Origin of the sequence: Pseudomonas sp. NPDC087358 (genome assembly GCF_044900785.1) — a bacterium.
GTDB lineage: Bacteria > Pseudomonadota > Gammaproteobacteria > Pseudomonadales > Pseudomonadaceae > Aquipseudomonas.
Genome location: NZ_JBJDOA010000002.1, coordinates 264,674 through 282,103, shown reverse-complemented (window position 1 = coordinate 282,103; position 17,430 = coordinate 264,674). Strand labels below are relative to the sequence as shown.

At 60.2% G+C, this 17,430-nt stretch carries 17 protein-coding genes, 1 other RNA gene and 1 pseudogene; 4 read left to right on the top strand and 15 right to left on the bottom strand.

Annotated features, from left to right (window positions below; translation table 11 throughout):
• Positions 1-3 precede the first annotated feature (3 nt).
• From mraY to rsmI, 9 genes are all read right to left on the bottom strand, one after another.
• Positions 4-1,086, bottom strand: coding sequence for a phospho-N-acetylmuramoyl-pentapeptide-transferase (mraY, locus tag ACI2KS_RS04925; protein WP_404617759.1), 1,083 nt, complete (start codon positions 1,084-1,086; stop codon positions 4-6).
• Positions 1,086-2,471 (bottom strand): UDP-N-acetylmuramoyl-tripeptide--D-alanyl-D-alanine ligase, encoded by a 1,386-nt coding sequence (gene murF / locus ACI2KS_RS04920; RefSeq protein ID WP_404617757.1) that lies wholly within the window; start codon positions 2,469-2,471, stop codon positions 1,086-1,088. Before murF ends, mraY begins: the two co-directional genes overlap by 1 nt.
• Complete coding sequence (locus ACI2KS_RS04915) at positions 2,464-3,927, bottom strand: UDP-N-acetylmuramoyl-L-alanyl-D-glutamate--2,6-diaminopimelate ligase (protein ID WP_404617755.1); 1,464 nt, start codon at positions 3,925-3,927, stop codon at positions 2,464-2,466. Before ACI2KS_RS04915 ends, murF begins: the two co-directional genes overlap by 8 nt.
• On the bottom strand, positions 3,927-5,675 hold the full coding sequence (locus ACI2KS_RS04910) for a peptidoglycan D,D-transpeptidase FtsI family protein (RefSeq protein WP_404617753.1): 1,749 nt from the start codon (positions 5,673-5,675) through the stop codon (positions 3,927-3,929). The genes ACI2KS_RS04915 and ACI2KS_RS04910 overlap by 1 nt, the downstream gene beginning before the upstream one ends.
• Positions 5,672-5,965: a cell division protein FtsL gene (ftsL, locus tag ACI2KS_RS04905; protein ID WP_404617751.1), complete on the bottom strand. Its 294-nt coding sequence runs from the start codon at positions 5,963-5,965 to the stop codon at positions 5,672-5,674. The genes ACI2KS_RS04910 and ftsL overlap by 4 nt, the downstream gene beginning before the upstream one ends.
• Positions 5,962-6,909, bottom strand: coding sequence for a 16S rRNA (cytosine(1402)-N(4))-methyltransferase RsmH (rsmH, locus tag ACI2KS_RS04900; RefSeq protein WP_404617749.1), 948 nt, complete (start codon positions 6,907-6,909; stop codon positions 5,962-5,964). Before rsmH ends, ftsL begins: the two co-directional genes overlap by 4 nt.
• The gene (mraZ, locus tag ACI2KS_RS04895) at positions 6,906-7,361 is read right to left on the bottom strand and encodes a division/cell wall cluster transcriptional repressor MraZ (RefSeq protein ID WP_404617747.1); all 456 of its coding nucleotides are present in this window, start codon (positions 7,359-7,361) and stop codon (positions 6,906-6,908) included. The genes rsmH and mraZ overlap by 4 nt, the downstream gene beginning before the upstream one ends.
• Before the next feature lie 306 nt (positions 7,362-7,667).
• An RNA gene (gene rnpB / locus ACI2KS_RS04890) (RNase P RNA component class A) lies at positions 7,668-8,025 on the bottom strand.
• An 87-nt stretch (positions 8,026-8,112) separates the two neighbouring features.
• Positions 8,113-9,018: a 16S rRNA (cytidine(1402)-2'-O)-methyltransferase gene (gene rsmI / locus ACI2KS_RS04885; protein ID WP_404617745.1), complete on the bottom strand. Its 906-nt coding sequence runs from the start codon at positions 9,016-9,018 to the stop codon at positions 8,113-8,115.
• Positions 9,019-9,239: 221 nt separating this feature from the next.
• Here rsmI and ACI2KS_RS04880 point away from each other — a divergent pair, with 221 nt between their 5' ends.
• The 4 genes from ACI2KS_RS04880 (at position 9,240) to ACI2KS_RS04865 (ending at position 12,759) form a co-directional block, all read left to right on the top strand.
• Positions 9,240-11,054, top strand: coding sequence for a penicillin-binding protein activator (locus ACI2KS_RS04880; RefSeq protein ID WP_404617743.1), 1,815 nt, complete (start codon positions 9,240-9,242; stop codon positions 11,052-11,054).
• On the top strand, positions 11,051-11,425 hold the full coding sequence (locus ACI2KS_RS04875; protein ID WP_404617741.1) for a YraN family protein: 375 nt from the start codon (positions 11,051-11,053) through the stop codon (positions 11,423-11,425). Before ACI2KS_RS04880 ends, ACI2KS_RS04875 begins: the two co-directional genes overlap by 4 nt.
• Positions 11,426-11,590: 165 nt before the next feature.
• Complete coding sequence (locus tag ACI2KS_RS04870; RefSeq protein ID WP_299607696.1) at positions 11,591-12,184, top strand: phosphoheptose isomerase; 594 nt, start codon at positions 11,591-11,593, stop codon at positions 12,182-12,184.
• Positions 12,181-12,759, top strand: a complete 579-nt coding sequence (locus ACI2KS_RS04865; RefSeq protein WP_404617739.1) for a BON domain-containing protein — start codon at positions 12,181-12,183, stop codon at positions 12,757-12,759. Before ACI2KS_RS04870 ends, ACI2KS_RS04865 begins: the two co-directional genes overlap by 4 nt.
• Before the next feature lie 184 nt (positions 12,760-12,943).
• On the opposite strand, the gene ACI2KS_RS04860 is transcribed toward ACI2KS_RS04865, so the two are convergent.
• The 6 genes and pseudogenes from ACI2KS_RS04860 to rpsI form a co-directional block, all read right to left on the bottom strand.
• Positions 12,944-13,357, bottom strand: coding sequence for a ClpXP protease specificity-enhancing factor (locus ACI2KS_RS04860; protein WP_404617737.1), 414 nt, complete (start codon positions 13,355-13,357; stop codon positions 12,944-12,946).
• Between the two features lie 18 nt (positions 13,358-13,375).
• Positions 13,376-13,993 carry a glutathione S-transferase N-terminal domain-containing protein gene (locus ACI2KS_RS04855; RefSeq protein WP_404617736.1) on the bottom strand — a complete coding sequence of 206 codons (618 nt, stop codon included), beginning with the start codon at positions 13,991-13,993 and terminating at the stop codon, positions 13,376-13,378.
• A gap of 228 nt (positions 13,994-14,221) precedes the next feature.
• Positions 14,222-15,001 (bottom strand): cytochrome c1, encoded by a 780-nt coding sequence (locus tag ACI2KS_RS04850; RefSeq protein ID WP_404617734.1) that lies wholly within the window; start codon positions 14,999-15,001, stop codon positions 14,222-14,224.
• Positions 15,001-16,212 carry a cytochrome bc complex cytochrome b subunit gene (locus ACI2KS_RS04845; RefSeq protein ID WP_404617732.1) on the bottom strand — a complete coding sequence of 404 codons (1,212 nt, stop codon included), beginning with the start codon at positions 16,210-16,212 and terminating at the stop codon, positions 15,001-15,003. The genes ACI2KS_RS04850 and ACI2KS_RS04845 overlap by 1 nt, the downstream gene beginning before the upstream one ends.
• Positions 16,212-16,805 carry a ubiquinol-cytochrome c reductase iron-sulfur subunit gene (petA, locus tag ACI2KS_RS04840; protein ID WP_404617730.1) on the bottom strand — a complete coding sequence of 198 codons (594 nt, stop codon included), beginning with the start codon at positions 16,803-16,805 and terminating at the stop codon, positions 16,212-16,214. The genes ACI2KS_RS04845 and petA overlap by 1 nt, the downstream gene beginning before the upstream one ends.
• 259 nt (positions 16,806-17,064) lie before the next feature.
• Positions 17,065-17,397 (bottom strand): annotated as a pseudogene (rpsI, locus tag ACI2KS_RS04835) (30S ribosomal protein S9).
• Positions 17,398-17,430: the final 33 nt, after the last annotated feature.

Here is a 17,430-nt window from a genome sequence, read left to right as displayed (position 1 = left end):
GCTCTACCTCAGTTTCAACGTGGCGAGACCGATCAACACGAGAATCACGGTGATGATCCAGAAACGGACGATCACACGCGGCTCGGGCCAGCCCTTGAGTTCGAAATGGTGGTGGATCGGCGCCATGCGGAAAACGCGGCGGCCGGTCAATTTAAAGGATGCGACCTGAATGACCACTGACAGGGTTTCCATCACGAACACACCGCCCATGATGAACAACACGATTTCCTGACGAACGATCACCGCAATGGTGCCAAGGGCTGCACCCAGCGCCAGCGCGCCGACGTCGCCCATGAACACCTGGGCCGGATAGGTGTTGAACCAGAGAAAACCCAGCCCCGCACCGATCAACGCGCCACAGAACACGATCAGTTCACCCGCGCCCGGCACATAGGGGATCAATAGGTATTCGGCGAATTTCACGTTACCGGACAGGTAGCAGAAGATACCCAATGCCCCACCGACCATGACCGTTGGCATGATCGCCAGACCGTCCAGGCCGTCAGTCAGGTTGACCGCGTTGCTGGAGCCGACGATCACAAAGTACGTCAGCACCACGAAGCCGATGCCCAACGGAATGCTGAAGTCCTTGAGCATCGGGATCAGCAGCGTGGTTTCCACCGGCGATTGCGCGGTCATATAAAGGAAGATTGCAGCACCCAGACCGAACACCGACTGCCAGAAGTACTTCCAGCGGCTTGGCAAGCCCTTTGAGTTCTTTTCAATGACCTTGCGGTAATCGTCGACCCAGCCGATGCCGCCAAACAACAGCGTGACGATCAACACGACCCACACATAGCGGTTGCTCAGGTCAGCCCAGAGCAAGGTGGCGATGCCGATGGCAGACAGGATCAATGCCCCGCCCATGGTGGGAGTGCCGGATTTGGACAGGTGCGATTGAGGTCCGTCACTTCGCACGGATTGGCCGATCTGTTTGTTCTGCAGGGCTCGGATCATCCATGGGCCCAGACACAGGGACAATGACAGTGCAGTGAGCACGCCAAGGATCCCGCGCAGGGTCAGGTACTGGAAGACCGCGAAGCCTTTGTAGAACTGTTGCAGATACTCGGCCAGCAGCAGCAGCATTAATGTTTCTCCGCCTTCAAGGGGTAAGTCTGGGATCCACACAGGGCCACGACGACGTTTTCCATCGCGGCACTGCGAGAACCTTTGATCAAAAGAGTGGTGTTTTTGTCTTGCTCGGCGCCCAGCGCCTCGATCAGGTCGGCCTGATTGGCAAAATGCCGCGCATCCTGCCCGAAAGCCTCGACCGCATGGGCCATCAAGGGACCAACGGCATACAGCGCATCGACCTTGCCGGCGGCATAGGCGCCAACATCGCGATGGCCCTGCTCGGCCCAGTCGCCCAATTCCCCGATATCGCCGAGCACCAGCACGGTACGACCGGAAAAACCGGCGAGGATGTCGGTGGCAGCGGCCACGGAAGTCGGGTTGGCGTTGTAGGTGTCATCGATCACGCGCATGCCGTTGCTCGCCAGTTGGGCGACGGTGCGGCCCTTGACCGGCTGCACGCTGCCCAGCCCGGCGACGATGCCCGGCAGGGACACATCGAGCGCATGGGCGGCAGCGGCGGCTGCCAGTGCGTTGGCCACGTTGTGAGCGCCCAGCAGATTGAGTTGGACCTGCGCCGAGCCATGGGGGCTGTGCAGCGTGAAGCCTGGGCAGCCACGGGCGTCGATGCCCAGGTCGCTGGCGTACAGGTCCGCCCCATTGCTGCTGGTGGAAAAGCTCAGCACCTTGCGTGCACCCGCGCGGGCGACCCAGATATCGAATGCCTTGTCGTCGCGATTCAACACGGCGACACCCTGGGCATCGAGACCTTCAATAATCTCGCCCTTGGCCTCGACAATTTTCTCGGGGCCGCCGAACTCGCCCACGTGAGCGGTTCCGGCATTGGTAATCACGGTGACATGAGGCTTGGTCAGGCTGACCGTAAAGGCGATCTCGCCGACCCGCGATGCGCCCAGCTCGATCACTGCGGCGTCAAATTCCGGTGACAGCTCCAGCAATGTCAGGGGAACACCCAGTTCATTGTTCAGGTTGCCGCGCGTGGCCAGCACCGAACCGCGGGTGCGCAGGATGCTTGCCAGCATTTCCTTGACCGTGGTCTTGCCACTGGAGCCGGTAATGGCCGCAACCGGCTTGTCAATGAAGGCATTGCGATTCATCGCACCCAACTGCGCCAGTGCCTTGCGGGTATCGCCAACGATCAGTTGCGGCAGAGAACTGCCCGGCACTTCACGCTCGACCAACGCGCCGACCGCGCCCTTGGCTGCGACCTGATCAAGGTAATCGTGACCATCGAAACGCGGGCCGGTGAGTGCCACGAACAACTGACCCGCGCTGATCGCACGGCTGTCGATGCTGACGCCGCTGAAGCTGCAATCCTCGCCGGTGCGGCGAGCATCGAGCGGTAGCAGCAGTTCGCTGAACGAGAGCGGCTTATGCATGTGCGGCCTCCCATGCGTCCAGCGCCTTGGCGGCTTGTTCAAGATCGGAAAACGGATGACGCTCGCCGTCGATTTCCTGGTAATCCTCGTGGCCCTTGCCTGCCAGCACGATCACATCGGCGGCGCTGGCCTGAGCAATGATCCGGGCGATGGCCTGACCACGACCGGCGACGAACTCGACGCTATTGGGCACGACGAAACCTGCGCGGATGTCGTCAAAGATACGGGCGGGGTCTTCGCTGCGTGGGTTGTCGTCAGTGACCAGCACCTTGTCGGCTAGACGCTGGACGACTTCGGCCATCAGCGGACGCTTGCCGCGATCGCGATCGCCGCCACAACCGAACAGGCAGCTCAGTTGCCCCTTGGCATGTGGGCGCAATGCAGCCAGAACCTTCTCTAGCGCATCCGGGGTATGCGCGTAATCAACGACTACCAAAGGACGCGTGCCCCCGCCCAGACGCTGCATGCGCCCGACAGGGCCTTCGAGTCTGGGCAGTACCTTGAGAATGTCATCCAGCGGGTAATCGAGCCCCAGCAACGCGCCGACCGCAGCCAGTACGTTGCTCAGGTTGAAACGCCCCAGCAGGCTGCTGCGCAAGGCGTGATCGCCCTGCGGCGTCACCAGCGTGGCGCGTACGCCATCGTCGTCGAAATGCGCATCGCGACAGTACAGGTAGGCGCTGCTGTCTTCGAGGCTGTAGGTGATCACGCGCGAAGGGTGCTGTTCGGCAGCCAGCTGCCGGCCGAAGTCGTCGTCGAGGTTGACCACACGGCAACGCAGGTCATTCCAGGCAAACAACCTGGCCTTGGCGGCGCCATAGGCTTGCATCGTGCCGTGGTAATCCAGATGATCGCGGGACAGGTTGGTCATCACCGCGACGTTGAACGCCAGTGCCGTGATACGGCCCTGATCCAGGCCATGGGACGATACTTCCATGGCGATCGCCTTGGCCCCGGCCTTTTTCAGGTCATAGAGGGTGGCCTGAACGGAGATCGGATCGGGAGTCGTGTGAATGCCGCTTTTCAGCTGGTCATAGAAGCCGGTGCCCAGCGTGCCGATCAGACCGCAATGCTGGCCGAGCTGATCCAGCGCTTGCGCGATCAGCTGGGTAACACTGGTCTTGCCGTTGGTGCCCGTCACGCCCACCAGATTCATGCTGCGGCTCGGGTCACCGTAGAAGCGCCCGGCGATGTCGGACAGCTGTGCAGCCAGGCCCTTGACCGGAATCATCGGGATATCGGTGATTGGCAATACCGTGGCGCCCTGCACTTCATAGGCGATAGCAGCAGCGCCGTGAGCGATGGCATCGGTAATGTGATCGCGCCCATCGACCTTCAGCCCCGGAATCGCCAGGAACAGGTCACCCGGACGCACCTTGCGGCTGTCCAGGGTCAACTCACGAATCAGCAGATCACGGTCGCTCTGGGCGAAAATCTTGCTCAGGTTGAAAGGCATCAGCCGCGCCCTCCTTTGACTGGAACGACTGCCGGTGCGGCGTTGGCCTGCTGCTCGGGCGGAACCGGCGCGAGGTTGTCCGGGCGCACGTTCATCAGGCGCAAGGTACCTGACATCACCTTGCTGAACACCGGCGCGGAGACCAGACCACCGAAGTAGCCGCCTTTGCTCGGCTCGTCGATTACCACCACGATGGCGTAGCGCGGGTTGCTCATCGGGCCGAAACCTGCGAACAGAGAGCGATAGGAGTTTTCGGCGTAACCCTTGGTACCCACCGACGTCTTACGCGCGGTGCCGGACTTGCCGGCGACGTGGTACGACGGCACGCGGGCGCGATACACACCACGCGGGTCCTCGATAACCTGCTGCAACATACCTTGCAGGGTTTTCGCGGTCGCTTCCGGGATCGCCTGGGTCGACTCCGACGGTTTATCGGTCTTGAGAATGGTCAGCGGGACGATCTTGCCGTTGTTGGCCAGTGCCGAATAGGCGTGTACCAGTTGCAGCGCGGTCACCGACAGACCGTAGCCATAAGACAGAGTGGCTGTTTCAGCCTTGCGCCATTCGCGGTAGTTCGGCAGGTTGCCCACGCGTTCGCCCGGGAAGCCCAGGCCTGTGTACTGGCCCAGCCCTACGCGCTGCATGGCGCGGAAGATCGCTTCACCGCCCACATCGAACGCGACTTTACTCATGCCGACGTTGCTGGAGTTGATCAGGATCCCGGTCAGGTCGAGGATCGGGCCTTCGGTCTTGGTCACGTCGCGAATGGTGTATTTGCCGATCTGCAGGGTGCCCGGATACACCTCGACCTTGTCGCTGGGCTTCCAGCGGCCGCTGTCGAGTGCGGCGGTCATCGAGATCGGCTTCATGGTCGAGCCCGGCTCGAACACGTCGATAATCGCGCGGTTACGCATCGCGGCCGGGACCATGGTGCGGCGGTTATTCGGGTTGTAGGTCGGCTGGTTGACCATCGCCAGCACTTCGCCAGTCTTCACGTCCATGATCACCAGGCTGCCCGCCTTGGCGTCGTTTTCCTGAATGGCGTTGCGCAGCTCGCGGGTCGCCAGGTATTGCAGGCGCAGATCAATAGACAAAGCCAAGGTCTTCCCGGCCTTGGCATTTTTCTTCACTTGCAGGTCTTTGATGAGCCTGCCGCGCCGATCCTTGATCACTTGCCTTCTGCCCGGCACGCCGGCCAGCCAGTCATCGTAAGCCAGCTCCACGCCTTCGCGGCCGTGATCGTCCAGGTCAGTAAAGCCGACCATGTGAGCGGTCACATCGCCTGCCGGGTAGAAACGGCGGAATTCTTCCTTGCCGTAGACGCCAGGTACTTTGAGATCCAGCACCGACTGCCCCTGCTCCGGGGTCAGGCCACGAACCAGGTAGATGAATTCCTTGCTGGCCTGCTCGTTCAGACGCTCAGTCATGGCCTTGGGGTCTTGGCCCAATGCCTGTGCCAGCTGCGGCCACTTGCTCTTGTCCGCCTGCATTTCGGACGGGTTCGCCCAAATGGTGGACACCGGCGTACTGACGGCCAGAGGCTCACCGTTGCGGTCGGTGATCAGACCACGGTGTGCCGGAATGGAGACGTTACGCAGGCTGCGGGCGTCGCCCTGCTCGATAAGGAAACGGTGATCGATGACCTGCAGGTCGACGATGCGATAGGCGATGGCCAGCACCAGGACTGACAACAGGCCGACCACGACGCGGAACCGCCAAGGGTACAGTGCCCCTTCGAGTTTCATCATGGCGACACCATCCGTATATCGGCGGCGTTCGGGATGCGCATTTTCAGCTGATCGGTGGCCAGGGCTTCGATGCGGCTATGGGCGGTCCAGGTGCTCTGCTCCAGGATCAGGCGCCCCCACTCGGCCTGCGCCTTGTCGCGGACGCTGAGCTCGGAGTACAGCGAGTTGAGCAGTTGACGGTTCCAGTGCGCGCTATAGGCCACCGCAATTGCCGAAACCAGGACGGCGATATACAGGAGGAGCATGAAGAAGCTGCCGCCCGGCAATGGTTTGAAGATACCGCGGCTCACCGAAGTTTCTCCGCGACACGCATGACCGCACTGCGCGAACGCGGATTGGCACGGGTTTCATCATCGGAGGCGAACTGCGCCTTGCCGATCAGCTTGATTTTCGGCTCGAACGCCTGGTGACGGATCGGCAGGTTACGCGGCATGTTATCCGCCTCGCCCTTGACCAGTTTGCGCATGAACAGCTTGACGATGCGATCTTCCAGCGAGTGGAAGCTGATCACGACCAGTCGGCCGCCCACTTCCAACGCTTGCAGAGCAGCCTCAAGGCCGGCTTCCAGATCGCCCAGCTCGTTATTGACGTGAATACGCAGGCCCTGAAATGCACGGGTCGCCGGGTTCTTGCCCTTTTCCCATGCAGGGTTGGCAACTTTCAGCACTTCGGCCAGATCAGCCGTGCGCTCGAAAGGCTGAGTTTCGCGACGTGCGACCACAGCACCCGCCATGCGTCGGGCGAAACGCTCTTCGCCATATTCCTTGAACACGCGGGCAATTTCTTCGGCAGGCGCGGTGGCGATGAACTCGGCAGCGCTGACGCCGCGAGTCGGGTCCATGCGCATGTCCAGCGGGCCATCGTTCATGAAACTGAAGCCGCGCTCAGGGTCGTCCAGCTGTGGAGAGGAAACGCCCAGATCCAGCAGGATACCGCTGACTTTCCCCGCCAGGCCACGTTCCAGAGCCTCAGCGCCCAGCTCCGCAAAGCTGCGCTGCACAATGACAAAGCGGCCGTCTTCGGCCGCCAGCGTTTGCCCTGTGGCAATCGCTTGAGGATCCTTGTCGAAGCCCAGAAGCCGGCCGTCCGGCCCAAGCTTCTGCAATATGAGGCGACTGTGTCCGCCCCTTCCGAATGTGCCATCCAGATAGCACCCATCGGCGCGCACCGCGAGAGCCTCGACGGCTTCTTCGAGCAGTACGGTGATGTGGGTAAAGCCGCTATTCGTAGTCACAGGATCAAATCACGCAGTTCATCAGGCATCGCACCCGGTTTTTGAATGGCCGCAAGGTCCGCATCAGCAAGTGCGTTCCAGGCGTCCTCATCCCACAATTGAAACTTGTTCAGCTGGCCAACCAGCATGACTCGTTTATCGAGCCCGGCGTATTCGCGCAACCGTGGCGGCACCAGAAAACGCCCGCTGCCATCGAGCTCCAGGTCAACTGCATTGCCAATCAACAGGCGCTGCAGGCGACGGTTCTCTTCACGGAAGGTGGCGAGCTCACGCAATTTGGCTTCGATCAATTCCCATTCCGGGAGCGGATAGATGCACAGGCAAGGGTCGACAGTATCAATGGTCACGATCATCTGGCCGGCGCTGCGCGAATCCAGCTCGTCACGGTACCGGCTCGGCATAGCGAGACGGCCCTTTGCGTCGAGATTGATTGCGTTGGCACCACGGAACACAGGCGCGATCTCCGAATATTATCTTTTTGCGGTCAAAAAACCCACTTCACGCCACTTTCCGCCACTTGCGCACACTATAGGAATGCGCCCACCACACCGTCAAGGCAACTTCTTAAGGAAAACCCTTACAGGACGGAGATTTAGGAGTGGTAATGCAGGAGTGTTGCGAAAATTCGGAAGGTTCTGACAGACAAATCCGAGACCACTCAAATAGATGCCGCACGAAGTTAAAGTACTTTGTGAGGTTTAAGATTTTTTCGACATTACGAAGGGGGTTCTGCGAGATAAAAAAAGAGGGGGGGGGAGGTGGAGAGTCGATCTGTAAGCCGGGTTCTGTCGAGGACAGTCATTCCTCTACGATGGCCATCACTGGACATCTTTAGCAACCTACCCGGTTCCAGCGCGGGCCACGCCTAGGAACCCTATTTGGTCTTGCTCCGAGTGGGGTTTACCTAGCCACGAACTGTTGCCAGACGTGCGGTGCGCTCTTACCGCACCTTTTCACCCTTACCGGCACCGAAGTGCTTAGGCGGTTATTTTCTGTGGCACTTTCCGTAGGCTCACGCCTCCCAGGCGTTACCTGGCACTCCGCCCTATGGAGCCCGGACTTTCCTCCCCCCTTCATTGCGGAACAATGAAAGGCAGCGACTGTCCAATCGACTCTCCGCCGCCAAGGTTAATGGCAGGGCGGCTCAAGAACAAGCTTTAATAAGCCCCTCGCTCATTTACCTGACGGGCCGACGGGGGCCGGTCACTCGCTTTTCTGTTTCTCCAGTGCCACCTGATACAGCAGATTCTTGCGCACGCCGGTGATCTCCGCCGCCAATGCCGCCGCGCGCTTGAGCGGCATTTCCTGCAACAGCAAGTCCAGTACGCGCCGCGCCTCGGCACCGATCACATCCTCTCCCTGCGGCTCACTCCAGCCGGCAACCAGCACCACACACTCGCCGCGCTGCTGATTGCTGTCAGCTTCGACAAAGGCGCGCAGTTCGGACAGGGGCAGTCCTTTGAGGGTTTCGAATGTCTTGGTCAACTCACGCCCCAGCACCGCCGGGCGATCTGCGCCGAAAACCTGCTCAAGATCTTGCAGGCACTCGAGAATCCGATGGGGCGCTTCGTAGAAGATGACCGTGCGCGGCTCTTCCTTCAACAGCTCGAGCCGCGCCCTGCGCCCCACCGACTTGGCGGGCAGGAAACCTTCGAAGATAAAACGATCGGAGGGCAGCCCGGCCGCCGACAGCGCCGCGATCAACGCGCAGGCCCCCGGGACCGGGACGACCGTGATGCCCGCCGCCCGCGCCTGACGCACCAGGTGATAACCCGGATCTGAAATGAGCGGGGTTCCGGCGTCCGAAATCAGCGCAACGCTGTCCCCAGCCAGCAGGCGGGCAATAAAGCGACTGCCTTCTTCGCGCTCATTATGTTCATGGCAAGCGGCCAGCGGTGTGGCGATGCCGAAATGTTGCATCAGTCGTAATGAATGCCGGGTATCTTCGGCGGCAATCAAGGCAACCTCACGCAACACCTTCAAGGCACGTACGCTCATGTCATCCAGGTTGCCGATCGGCGTGGCCACCACATAAAGCGAGCCTGTAGTGGAATTCAAAGCACCCGGAGCAGTCAAAGCGCACACCTCATGTTCGATAAAAGCCTGCATTGTACAGGTTAAGGCGCTGCACACAGGGAGATTGAACAATGGACGAATACATCCGCTCAACATGTCCGTGGTACCGCTGGCGACAGGGAAATACCCTGACTGAAGCGCGCAATCGCGCCCCAGGGCAACCAATATCACTGCTTTAGCACCTACAACATCGCGCCCCGGCCAGTGCTTGGGTACAATTCCACGCTTATTTGCTCGAGTATCAGGACATATACATGATCGCTTGCCTGCGGCTGTTCTCTGCCCTCTGCCTGGCTGCCCTGTTGGCAGCTTGCGCCGGTTCGCCCTCCTCCAGCCTTGGCGAACTGCCACGCACCCCCGACGCCAGCATCGAGCAATTGCTCGAACAAGCCGCGGCCGCCAAGTCTCCTGATCAGGCAGCGCTGCTGCGCCTGACCGCAGCCGACCTCGCCGCGCGCCAGAACAACCCGAGCCGCGCCGCCAGCATCCTCGAACAAGTGCAAATGGATCAGCTCAAGACCGACAAGCAGATCTACGCCAATACGCTGTCTGCCGAACTGGCCCTGGGTCGCAGCCAGCCTAAGGCTGCCTTGACCGCGCTCAACCACCCGAGCATGCAGCATCTGGCTGAAATGCCGGTTGATCTGCAGACCCGCAGCCACACCGTGCGTGCTCGCGCACTGGAAGCCGATGGTCAGGCACTTGCCGCCGCCAGCGAGCGCGTGTTCATGGGGCCCTTGTTACAGGGCGATGCACTGAGCGCCAACAACGACGCGATCTGGACCCTGGTCGCAGCCCTGCCTCCTGAACAACTGCAGAGCACCGCCAACGACGACATGGGCGGCTGGCTGAGCCTGGCTCGCGCAGTCAAGGGCGCCGGCACTCTGGAACAGCAACAGGCTGCCATTGACAACTGGAAAGCCCAGAACCCGCAGCACCCTGCAGCACGTCAATTGCCAACTTCGCTTGCCCAGTTGCGCGAACTGAAAAGCGAGCCGCTGACCAGGATCGCGCTGTTGCTGCCACAGGAAGGCCCTCTTGCCTCGGTGGCCCGAGCCCTGCGGGACGGCTTCATGGCCGCGCATTACCAGGCTCAACAAGCGGGCCAGAAACCGCCCGCCATCGAAGTATTCGACAGTTCCCGGGTGACGTCGATGGACGCCTTCTATGCCCAGGCCAAGGCAGCCGGCGTGCAACTGGTGGTCGGTCCGCTGGAGAAACCGCTGGTCAAACAGCTGAGCACTCACCAGCAATTGCCGATCACTACCCTGGCACTGAACTACAGCGACTCCAGCGCACAAGGTCCGGCCGAGCTGTTCCAGTTCGGACTGGCGGCAGAAGACGAGGCTCGCGAAGTTGCACGTCGCGCATGGGCCGACGGCAAGCGCAGTGCCGTGGCGATGGTGCCGAAGGGCGAATGGGGCGACCGCGTCCTCGATGCCTTCCGTCAAAGCTGGCAAGCCAAGGGCGGCACCCTGCTGGGTGTCGAGCGCATTGATCAACCTGTGGCCCTGGCACAGCAAGTGGCCGACCTGTTCCAGTTGCGCAACAGCGAAGGTCGGGCACAGCGCCTGCAAAGCACCACCGGCGCGCAGATGGCCGCACAGCCGACCCGTCGCCAGGACGTCGACTTCATGTTTCTGGCCGCAACGCCGCAGCAGGCTCAGCAGATCAAACCGACCATGGTCTTCCAGTACGCAGGCGACGTTCCGGTCTATGCCACCTCGCACCTGTTTACCAACAGTGGCGACCCGGCGATGTACAACGACCTGAGTGGCGTGCGCTTCTGCGAAACCCCGTGGCTGCTCAACACCACCGATCCGCTGCGCCAGCAGGTCACCGCACAATGGCCTCAAGCGGCCGGCAGCCTGGGTCGGCTCTACGCCATGGGCATCGATGCCTATCGCCTGGCGCCCCGCCTGACCCAGCTCAAAACCCTCCCCGACAGCCGCATCGACGGGCTGTCTGGCAGCCTGGCCATCGGCCAGGGCCAGCGCATCGAACGCCAGCTGCCCTGGGCACAGTTCGTCGATGGCAAGGTCCAGCGCCTGCCGGACACCGCACCTTGACCACAGGCAACACGCGAAAAACCGCAGGGCAAGAGGCCGAAGCCTGTGCCCTGCGACATTTGCAGCAACACGGTTTACAGCTGGTCACGCAGAACTGGTCATGCAAACGCGGCGAGCTTGATCTGGTCATGCTCGACGGCGATACAGTAGTATTCGTCGAAGTTCGCTATCGGCGCCACGCTGGATGGGGTGGCGCGCTGGAAAGCGTCGATTTTCGCAAGCAGGCAAAGCTCACCCTGGCCGCACAATGGTTTTTGCAGAGCGAGTCGCAATGGTCGGATTCGCCCTGCCGCTTCGATGTCGTCGCAATCAACGGCGATCCGGGTGCAGGGCCTGCATTGAACTGGCTGCAGAATGCATTCGATAGCTGAAGTATGCTGCCGACCACGCGCCATCGCTCGCCAGCAAGCTTGCCGACCTACATAACCCACACCGTTTTTTTTTGCTCTTTGCTTTGCGGGCTGCACAGTTTTGTGCCGGGAAGCCGATGACCTCAGACGTCGCCCGACCAGCCGCCCCTATTAAGGTTTTCATAGATGGACATGCAATCCCGAATTCGCCAGCTTTTTCAGGCCAGCATCGATACCAAGCAACAGGCGATGGACGTTCTTGCACCGCACATCGAGCAAGCCAGCCAGGTGATGGTCAACGCCCTGCTCAACGAAGGCAAAATGCTCGCCTGCGGCAACGGGGGTTCGGCCGGCGACGCGCAACATTTTTCTTCCGAGCTGCTGAACCGCTTTGAGCGTGAGCGACCGAGCCTGCCAGCCATTGCGCTGACCACTGACACCTCAACCATCACCTCGATCGCCAACGACTACAGCTACAACGAGATTTTCTCAAAACAGATTCGCGCCTTGGGTCAACCGGGTGACGTGCTGTTGGCCATCTCCACCAGCGGCAACTCGGCCAATATCATCCAGGCGATTCAGGCTGCCCATGACCGCGAAATGATCGTTGTGGCCCTGACCGGTCGCGACGGCGGCGATGTCGCATCGCTGCTGCTGCCGGAGGACGTCGAAATCCGCGTCCCGGCCAAGGTCACTGCACGCATTCAAGAAGTCCACCTGCTGGCGATCCATTGCCTATGCGACTTGATCGACAGCCAACTGTTCGGGAGTGAAGAATGATATCCAAACGTCTCAGCCTGCTGGCCCTGACGCTGTGCCTGGGCATCAGCGGATGCAGCTCGGTAATCAACGCCAGCCGGGAAGCGCCAATCGACGACGACCGCGGTACTCGCACCTTCGGCAGCAAGATCGACGACTCGTTGATCGAAACCAAGGTAGCGGTCAACGTAGCCAAGGCCAGCCCCGATCTGGACAACGCCTCGCACATCGTGGTGACCAGCTTCAACGGCGTGGTTCTACTGGCGGGGCAGACTCCGCGCGCCGACCTCAAGCAACTGGCCGAGCAAACCGCCAGCCAGGTGCAGAAGGTCAAGAAGGTCAACAATGAACTGCAAGTGATGGCGCCCTCCTCACTGCTGGCACGCAGCAACGACACGTGGCTGACCAGCAAGATCAAGACCGAGATGCTGACCGACAGCGCCATTCCGGGCTCGCGGATCAAGGTCGTGACCGAAAACGGCATCGTCTACCTGCTGGGTCTGCTGACCCAGGCCGAAGCGACCCGCGCCACCAACCTGGTGCAGGGCGTGGCAGGCGTGCAGAAAATCGTGAAGCTGTTCGAGTACATCGACTGACGAACCCTGCCCCTGCAGCAACACGGCTTGTCGGCGGTAGCGGCGTGTCAGCCGACTGATCTGTCACTGACACGCCGCTAGCGCTGGCAAGCCGGACCGCTACAGGAATAGGTTAGAGCCAGCAAAACGGCGACACAAAAAAAGGCGATCCTCAGGGATCGCCTTTTTCGTTACAGCAGGTCGACTACTTGACCACTTTCAGACTCGGCCGGCCGCTTGGGCGTGGCGGCTCGTCGTCCGGTGGTGGCATGTCGTCATCCATGTCCAGATCTTCATCATCATCCACGGCAGGCTCCAGGTCGAAGACCATGCCCTGGCCGTTTTCACGCGCATAAATGCCCATGACCGCGGCGACGGGCACGAAGAGGCTGTGAGGTACGCCGCCAAAGCGGCCTTCGAAGCTCACCGCGTCGTTATCCATGTGCAGGTGGCGCACGGCACTCGGCGAGATGTTGAGGACGATCTGCCCGTCATTGGCGAAGCCTTGCGGGATCTGCACGGACGGGTACTCGGCATTGACCAAAATGTGCGGCGTGCAATCGTTATCCACGATCCACTCATAAAGAGCGCGGATCAGATAGGGGCGACTGGAGTTCATCGAACGGTTCCTTAGGCCTTAGCGCATGTCACGTTCAGCACCAGACAGACTTGCCTGGAATGCCTCACGCGCAAACTGGCGCTCCATATAATCAAGCAGCGGCTTGGCGGGCCGCGGCAACTCGATACCCAGAACCGGCAGGCGCCAGAGTATGGGCAATAGACAGCAATCGACCAGACTTTGCTCGTCACTGAGGAAAAAAGCTTTTTCCGCAAACAGTGGCGATACGCCGGTCAGGCTTTCGCGCAGCTCCTTGCGCGCCTGGACGCGTGCAGCTTCTTTGCTGCGCGGATCCAGAATGAGGTCCACCAGGGCACACCAGTCGCGCTGGATCCGATGGATCAGCAAACGGCTGTTGGCTCGGGCCACCGGATAGACCGGCAGCAAAGGTGGATGTGGATAACGTTCATCCAGGTATTCCATCACCACCGTCGACTCGTACAACGCCAGGTCACGATCGACCAGGGTCGGCACGCTGCCGTACGGATTCACCTCGATCAGCTTGGGCGGATGACGCCCCTGCACAACATCAATGATCTCGGCGCTGACACCCTTCTCGGCGAGCACAATGCGCACGCGGTGGGAATAGTGGTCGGCGGGGTCGGAGTAACAGGCCAACCGGTTGGTCACGCCCATGGCGGTCCTCCTCGCTTGTTAAAATATAAAAGCAGAAAAAACGAACGCGCCCTGAAGGCGCCTCCGGCAACGTCCACATTCAGCGGGTGTTCGTCGCGGGCGACAAGATAGCTCATTTACTCGAAGTAAATTCTGCAATCTTCAGCCCGCCACTATACCCGCTCTGTGGCCATTCCCCGAACGAGGCTCTTCAGAGCGCGTTTGGTCTATAACAGGACCGGCAATCGGTCAGTGCACATCCTTCCAGTATTCGCGCTTGAGCAGGTAAGCGAAGATGAACAGGATGGCCAGGTACAGCAGCACATAGGTGCCGATGCGCTGGTGTTGCAGCTTGACCGGATCGGCCGAGTAGGCAAGGAAGGTCACCAGATTCTTCACCTTCTCATCAAACTGCTCTTCGGTCAGGGTGCCGGTCTTGGGCACGATGGTCAGCTGATCACAAGCCTCGTGGGTCAGCGGCGATCCGGTCAGCGGGTCATATTGTTTCTTGCCGTCCTCGACTGCCTGCACTTGCTTGCAGCCGATCACCTGGCGCCCTTGCAGGCCCACCAGTACGTTGGGCATACCCACGTTAGGGAAGACCTTGTTATTCACCCCCCAAGGCCGCGCAGGGTCTTCATAGAACGAGCGCAGGTAACCGTACAGCCAGTCAGTGCCGCGTACCCGCGCCACCAGCGTCAGATCAGGCGGCGCTGCACCGAACCAGGTCTTGGCGTCGGCCGGCTGCATCCCGGCAACCATGTGATCACCAATCTTGGCACCGGTGAACACCAGCTTGTCGAGCATCAGTTCGTGAGGTATGCCCAGGTCATCGGCGACCCGCTCGTAGCGCTGAAACTTGGCGCTGTGACAGCCCATGCAATAGTTGACGAATGTCCGGGCACCGTCCTGCATGGCGACCTTGTCCGAGACATCGATGTCGACGCTCTCCAACTCGGGTCCGTGTTCATCAGCCAGAGCCAACACCGGCAGCGCGGCGAGCAGCAAAACAGCCAGTAGCTTTTTCATCAGCCAGTCACCCTTTCCGGAACCGGTTTTGTCTTCTCGATCCTTGTATAGAACGGCATCAGGATGAAGTAGGCGAAGTACAGGAACGTACACACCTGCGACAGCAACGCGCGACCGGGGCTGGGCGGCAGAACGCCGAGCATCCCCAGGATCACGAAGGCCACACAAAACACCACCAGCCAGATTCGGCTCAGCCAGCCCTTGTAGCGCATGGACTTGACCGGGCTGCGGTCGAGCCAGGGCAAGACGAACAACACCGCAATCGCCGCGCCCATGGCCATGACGCCCATAAGTTTGTCGGGGATCGCCCGCAAAATCGCGTAGAACGGCGTGAAGTACCAGACCGGTGCGATATGTTCCGGGGTCTTGAAGGCATTGGCCTGCTCGAAGTTGGGCTTCTCGAGGAAGTAACCGCCCATTTCGGGAAAGAAAAACACGATCGAACAGAAAATGAACAGGAACACCACCACCCCGACAATATCCTTGACCGTGTAGTACGGGTGGAAGGCGATACCGTCCAGCGGCTTGCCGTTCTCGTCCTTGTACTTCTTGATGTCCACACCATCGGGGTTGTTCGAGCCGACCTCGTGCAGCGCCAGTACGTGCAGCACCACCAACCCGAGAATGACGATGGGCAGCGCGACCACGTGCAGGGCGAAGAAGCGGTTCAGGGTAATCCCGGAGATCAGGTAGTCGCCCCGAATCCACTGGGTCAGATCATTCCCAATGACCGGAATCGCGCCGAACAGCGAGATGATCACCTGAGCGCCCCAGTACGACATCTGCCCCCAGGGCAGCAGATAGCCCATGAACGCCTCTGCCATCAGCGCCAGGTAGATCAGCATGCCGAAGATCCACACCAGCTCGCGGGGTTTCTGGTAGGAGCCATAGAGCAGGCCACGGAACATGTGCAGGTACACGACGATAAAGAAGGCCGAGGCACCGGTGGAATGCAGCAGGCGCAGGATCGAGCCGTACTCCACATCACGCATGATGTACTCGACGGAGGCGAACGCCTCCTCTGCCGAAGGCGTGTAGCTCATGGTCAGCCAGACGCCGGTAACGATCTGGTTGACCAGCACCAGCAACGCCAGTGATCCGAAGAAATAGAAAAAGTTGAAGTTTCTGGGGGCGTAATACTTGCTGAGATGGTCTTCCCACATCGCGGTCGCAGGGAAGCGCGCATCGATCCACTCCATGAATTTGCTCATTACGCTTTCTCCTGATCGACACCAATGACGATGATTGAGTCCGACTCGTAGGAATGCGGCGGCACTGGCAGATTCAGGGGTGCAGGTTGCGCTTTGTAAACGCGCCCAGCCAGGTCGTAATGGGAGCCGTGACAAGGACAGAAGTATCCACCGACCCAGTCCTTGCCCAGGTCTGCGGGCGCCACTTCAGGGCGGAAGGTCGGTGAACAGCCCAGATGGGTACAGATCCCGATCAGCAGAAGCAACTCGGGCTTGATCGAACGTACGACAGGGTCAACGTAGGCAGGCTGGGTGGAGTTCTTGGACTCCGGATCGGACAGCTGGGCGGTGATCTTGCCCAGGTTGGTGAGAATTTCCTGAGTGCGGTGGACAATGAACACCGGCTGGCCGCGCCATTCGGCAATCATTTGCTGGCCCGGCTCGATCTTGCTGATGTTGACCTTGACTGGCGCCCCGGCGGCCTTGGCCTTGGCACTCGGGAACCATGACCCTACGAACGGGACCGCAGCCCCCACCGCTCCTGCTGCGCCAACCACGGAAGTGGCCGCGACGAGGAAGCGACGCCGGCCTGCATTCACGCCGTCATTGCTCATTGTCCTCTCCCATCAGCTTTTAGAGGCCCGCTTGGCCAGGCTTCTCTTTGAATTATTGTTCTAGCTGTCAAAAAAATCTGCCGAATGGTAATGAAAAGCCCTTCTAGTCGCAAGGGCATCGCCATTTGGCGAAATCGGGAGGCCTTATGAGACGGGGCATCTACCGATGAGTCGTGTCGTCACACCCCATAATAGACGCCCATAAAAAAACGCCCAGTTCCAAGAGGAAACTGAGCGTTCTTTTTGAACGAAAAGCGAATTAACGCTTCGAGTACTGCGGACGCTTACGCGCTTTACGCAGACCGACTTTCTTACGTTCAACTTCGCGAGCATCGCGAGTAACGAAGCCAGCTTTGCGCAGAGCGCCACGCAGGGTTTCGTCATATTGCATCAGAGCGCGGGTGATACCGTGGCGGATTGCGCCAGCTTGACCACTCACACCACCGCCGATGACAGTGACGTAGATGTCGAATTTTTCGACAGTCTCGGTCAGTTCCAGCGGCTGGCGAACTACCATGCGGGCAGTTTCGCGACCGAAGAACGCGTCCAGGGAACGGTTGTTGATGTTGTTTTTTCAGGTGTCTGTACTCATGTAAATTATTGCGTTTTCGTTTTTGGTATGTTT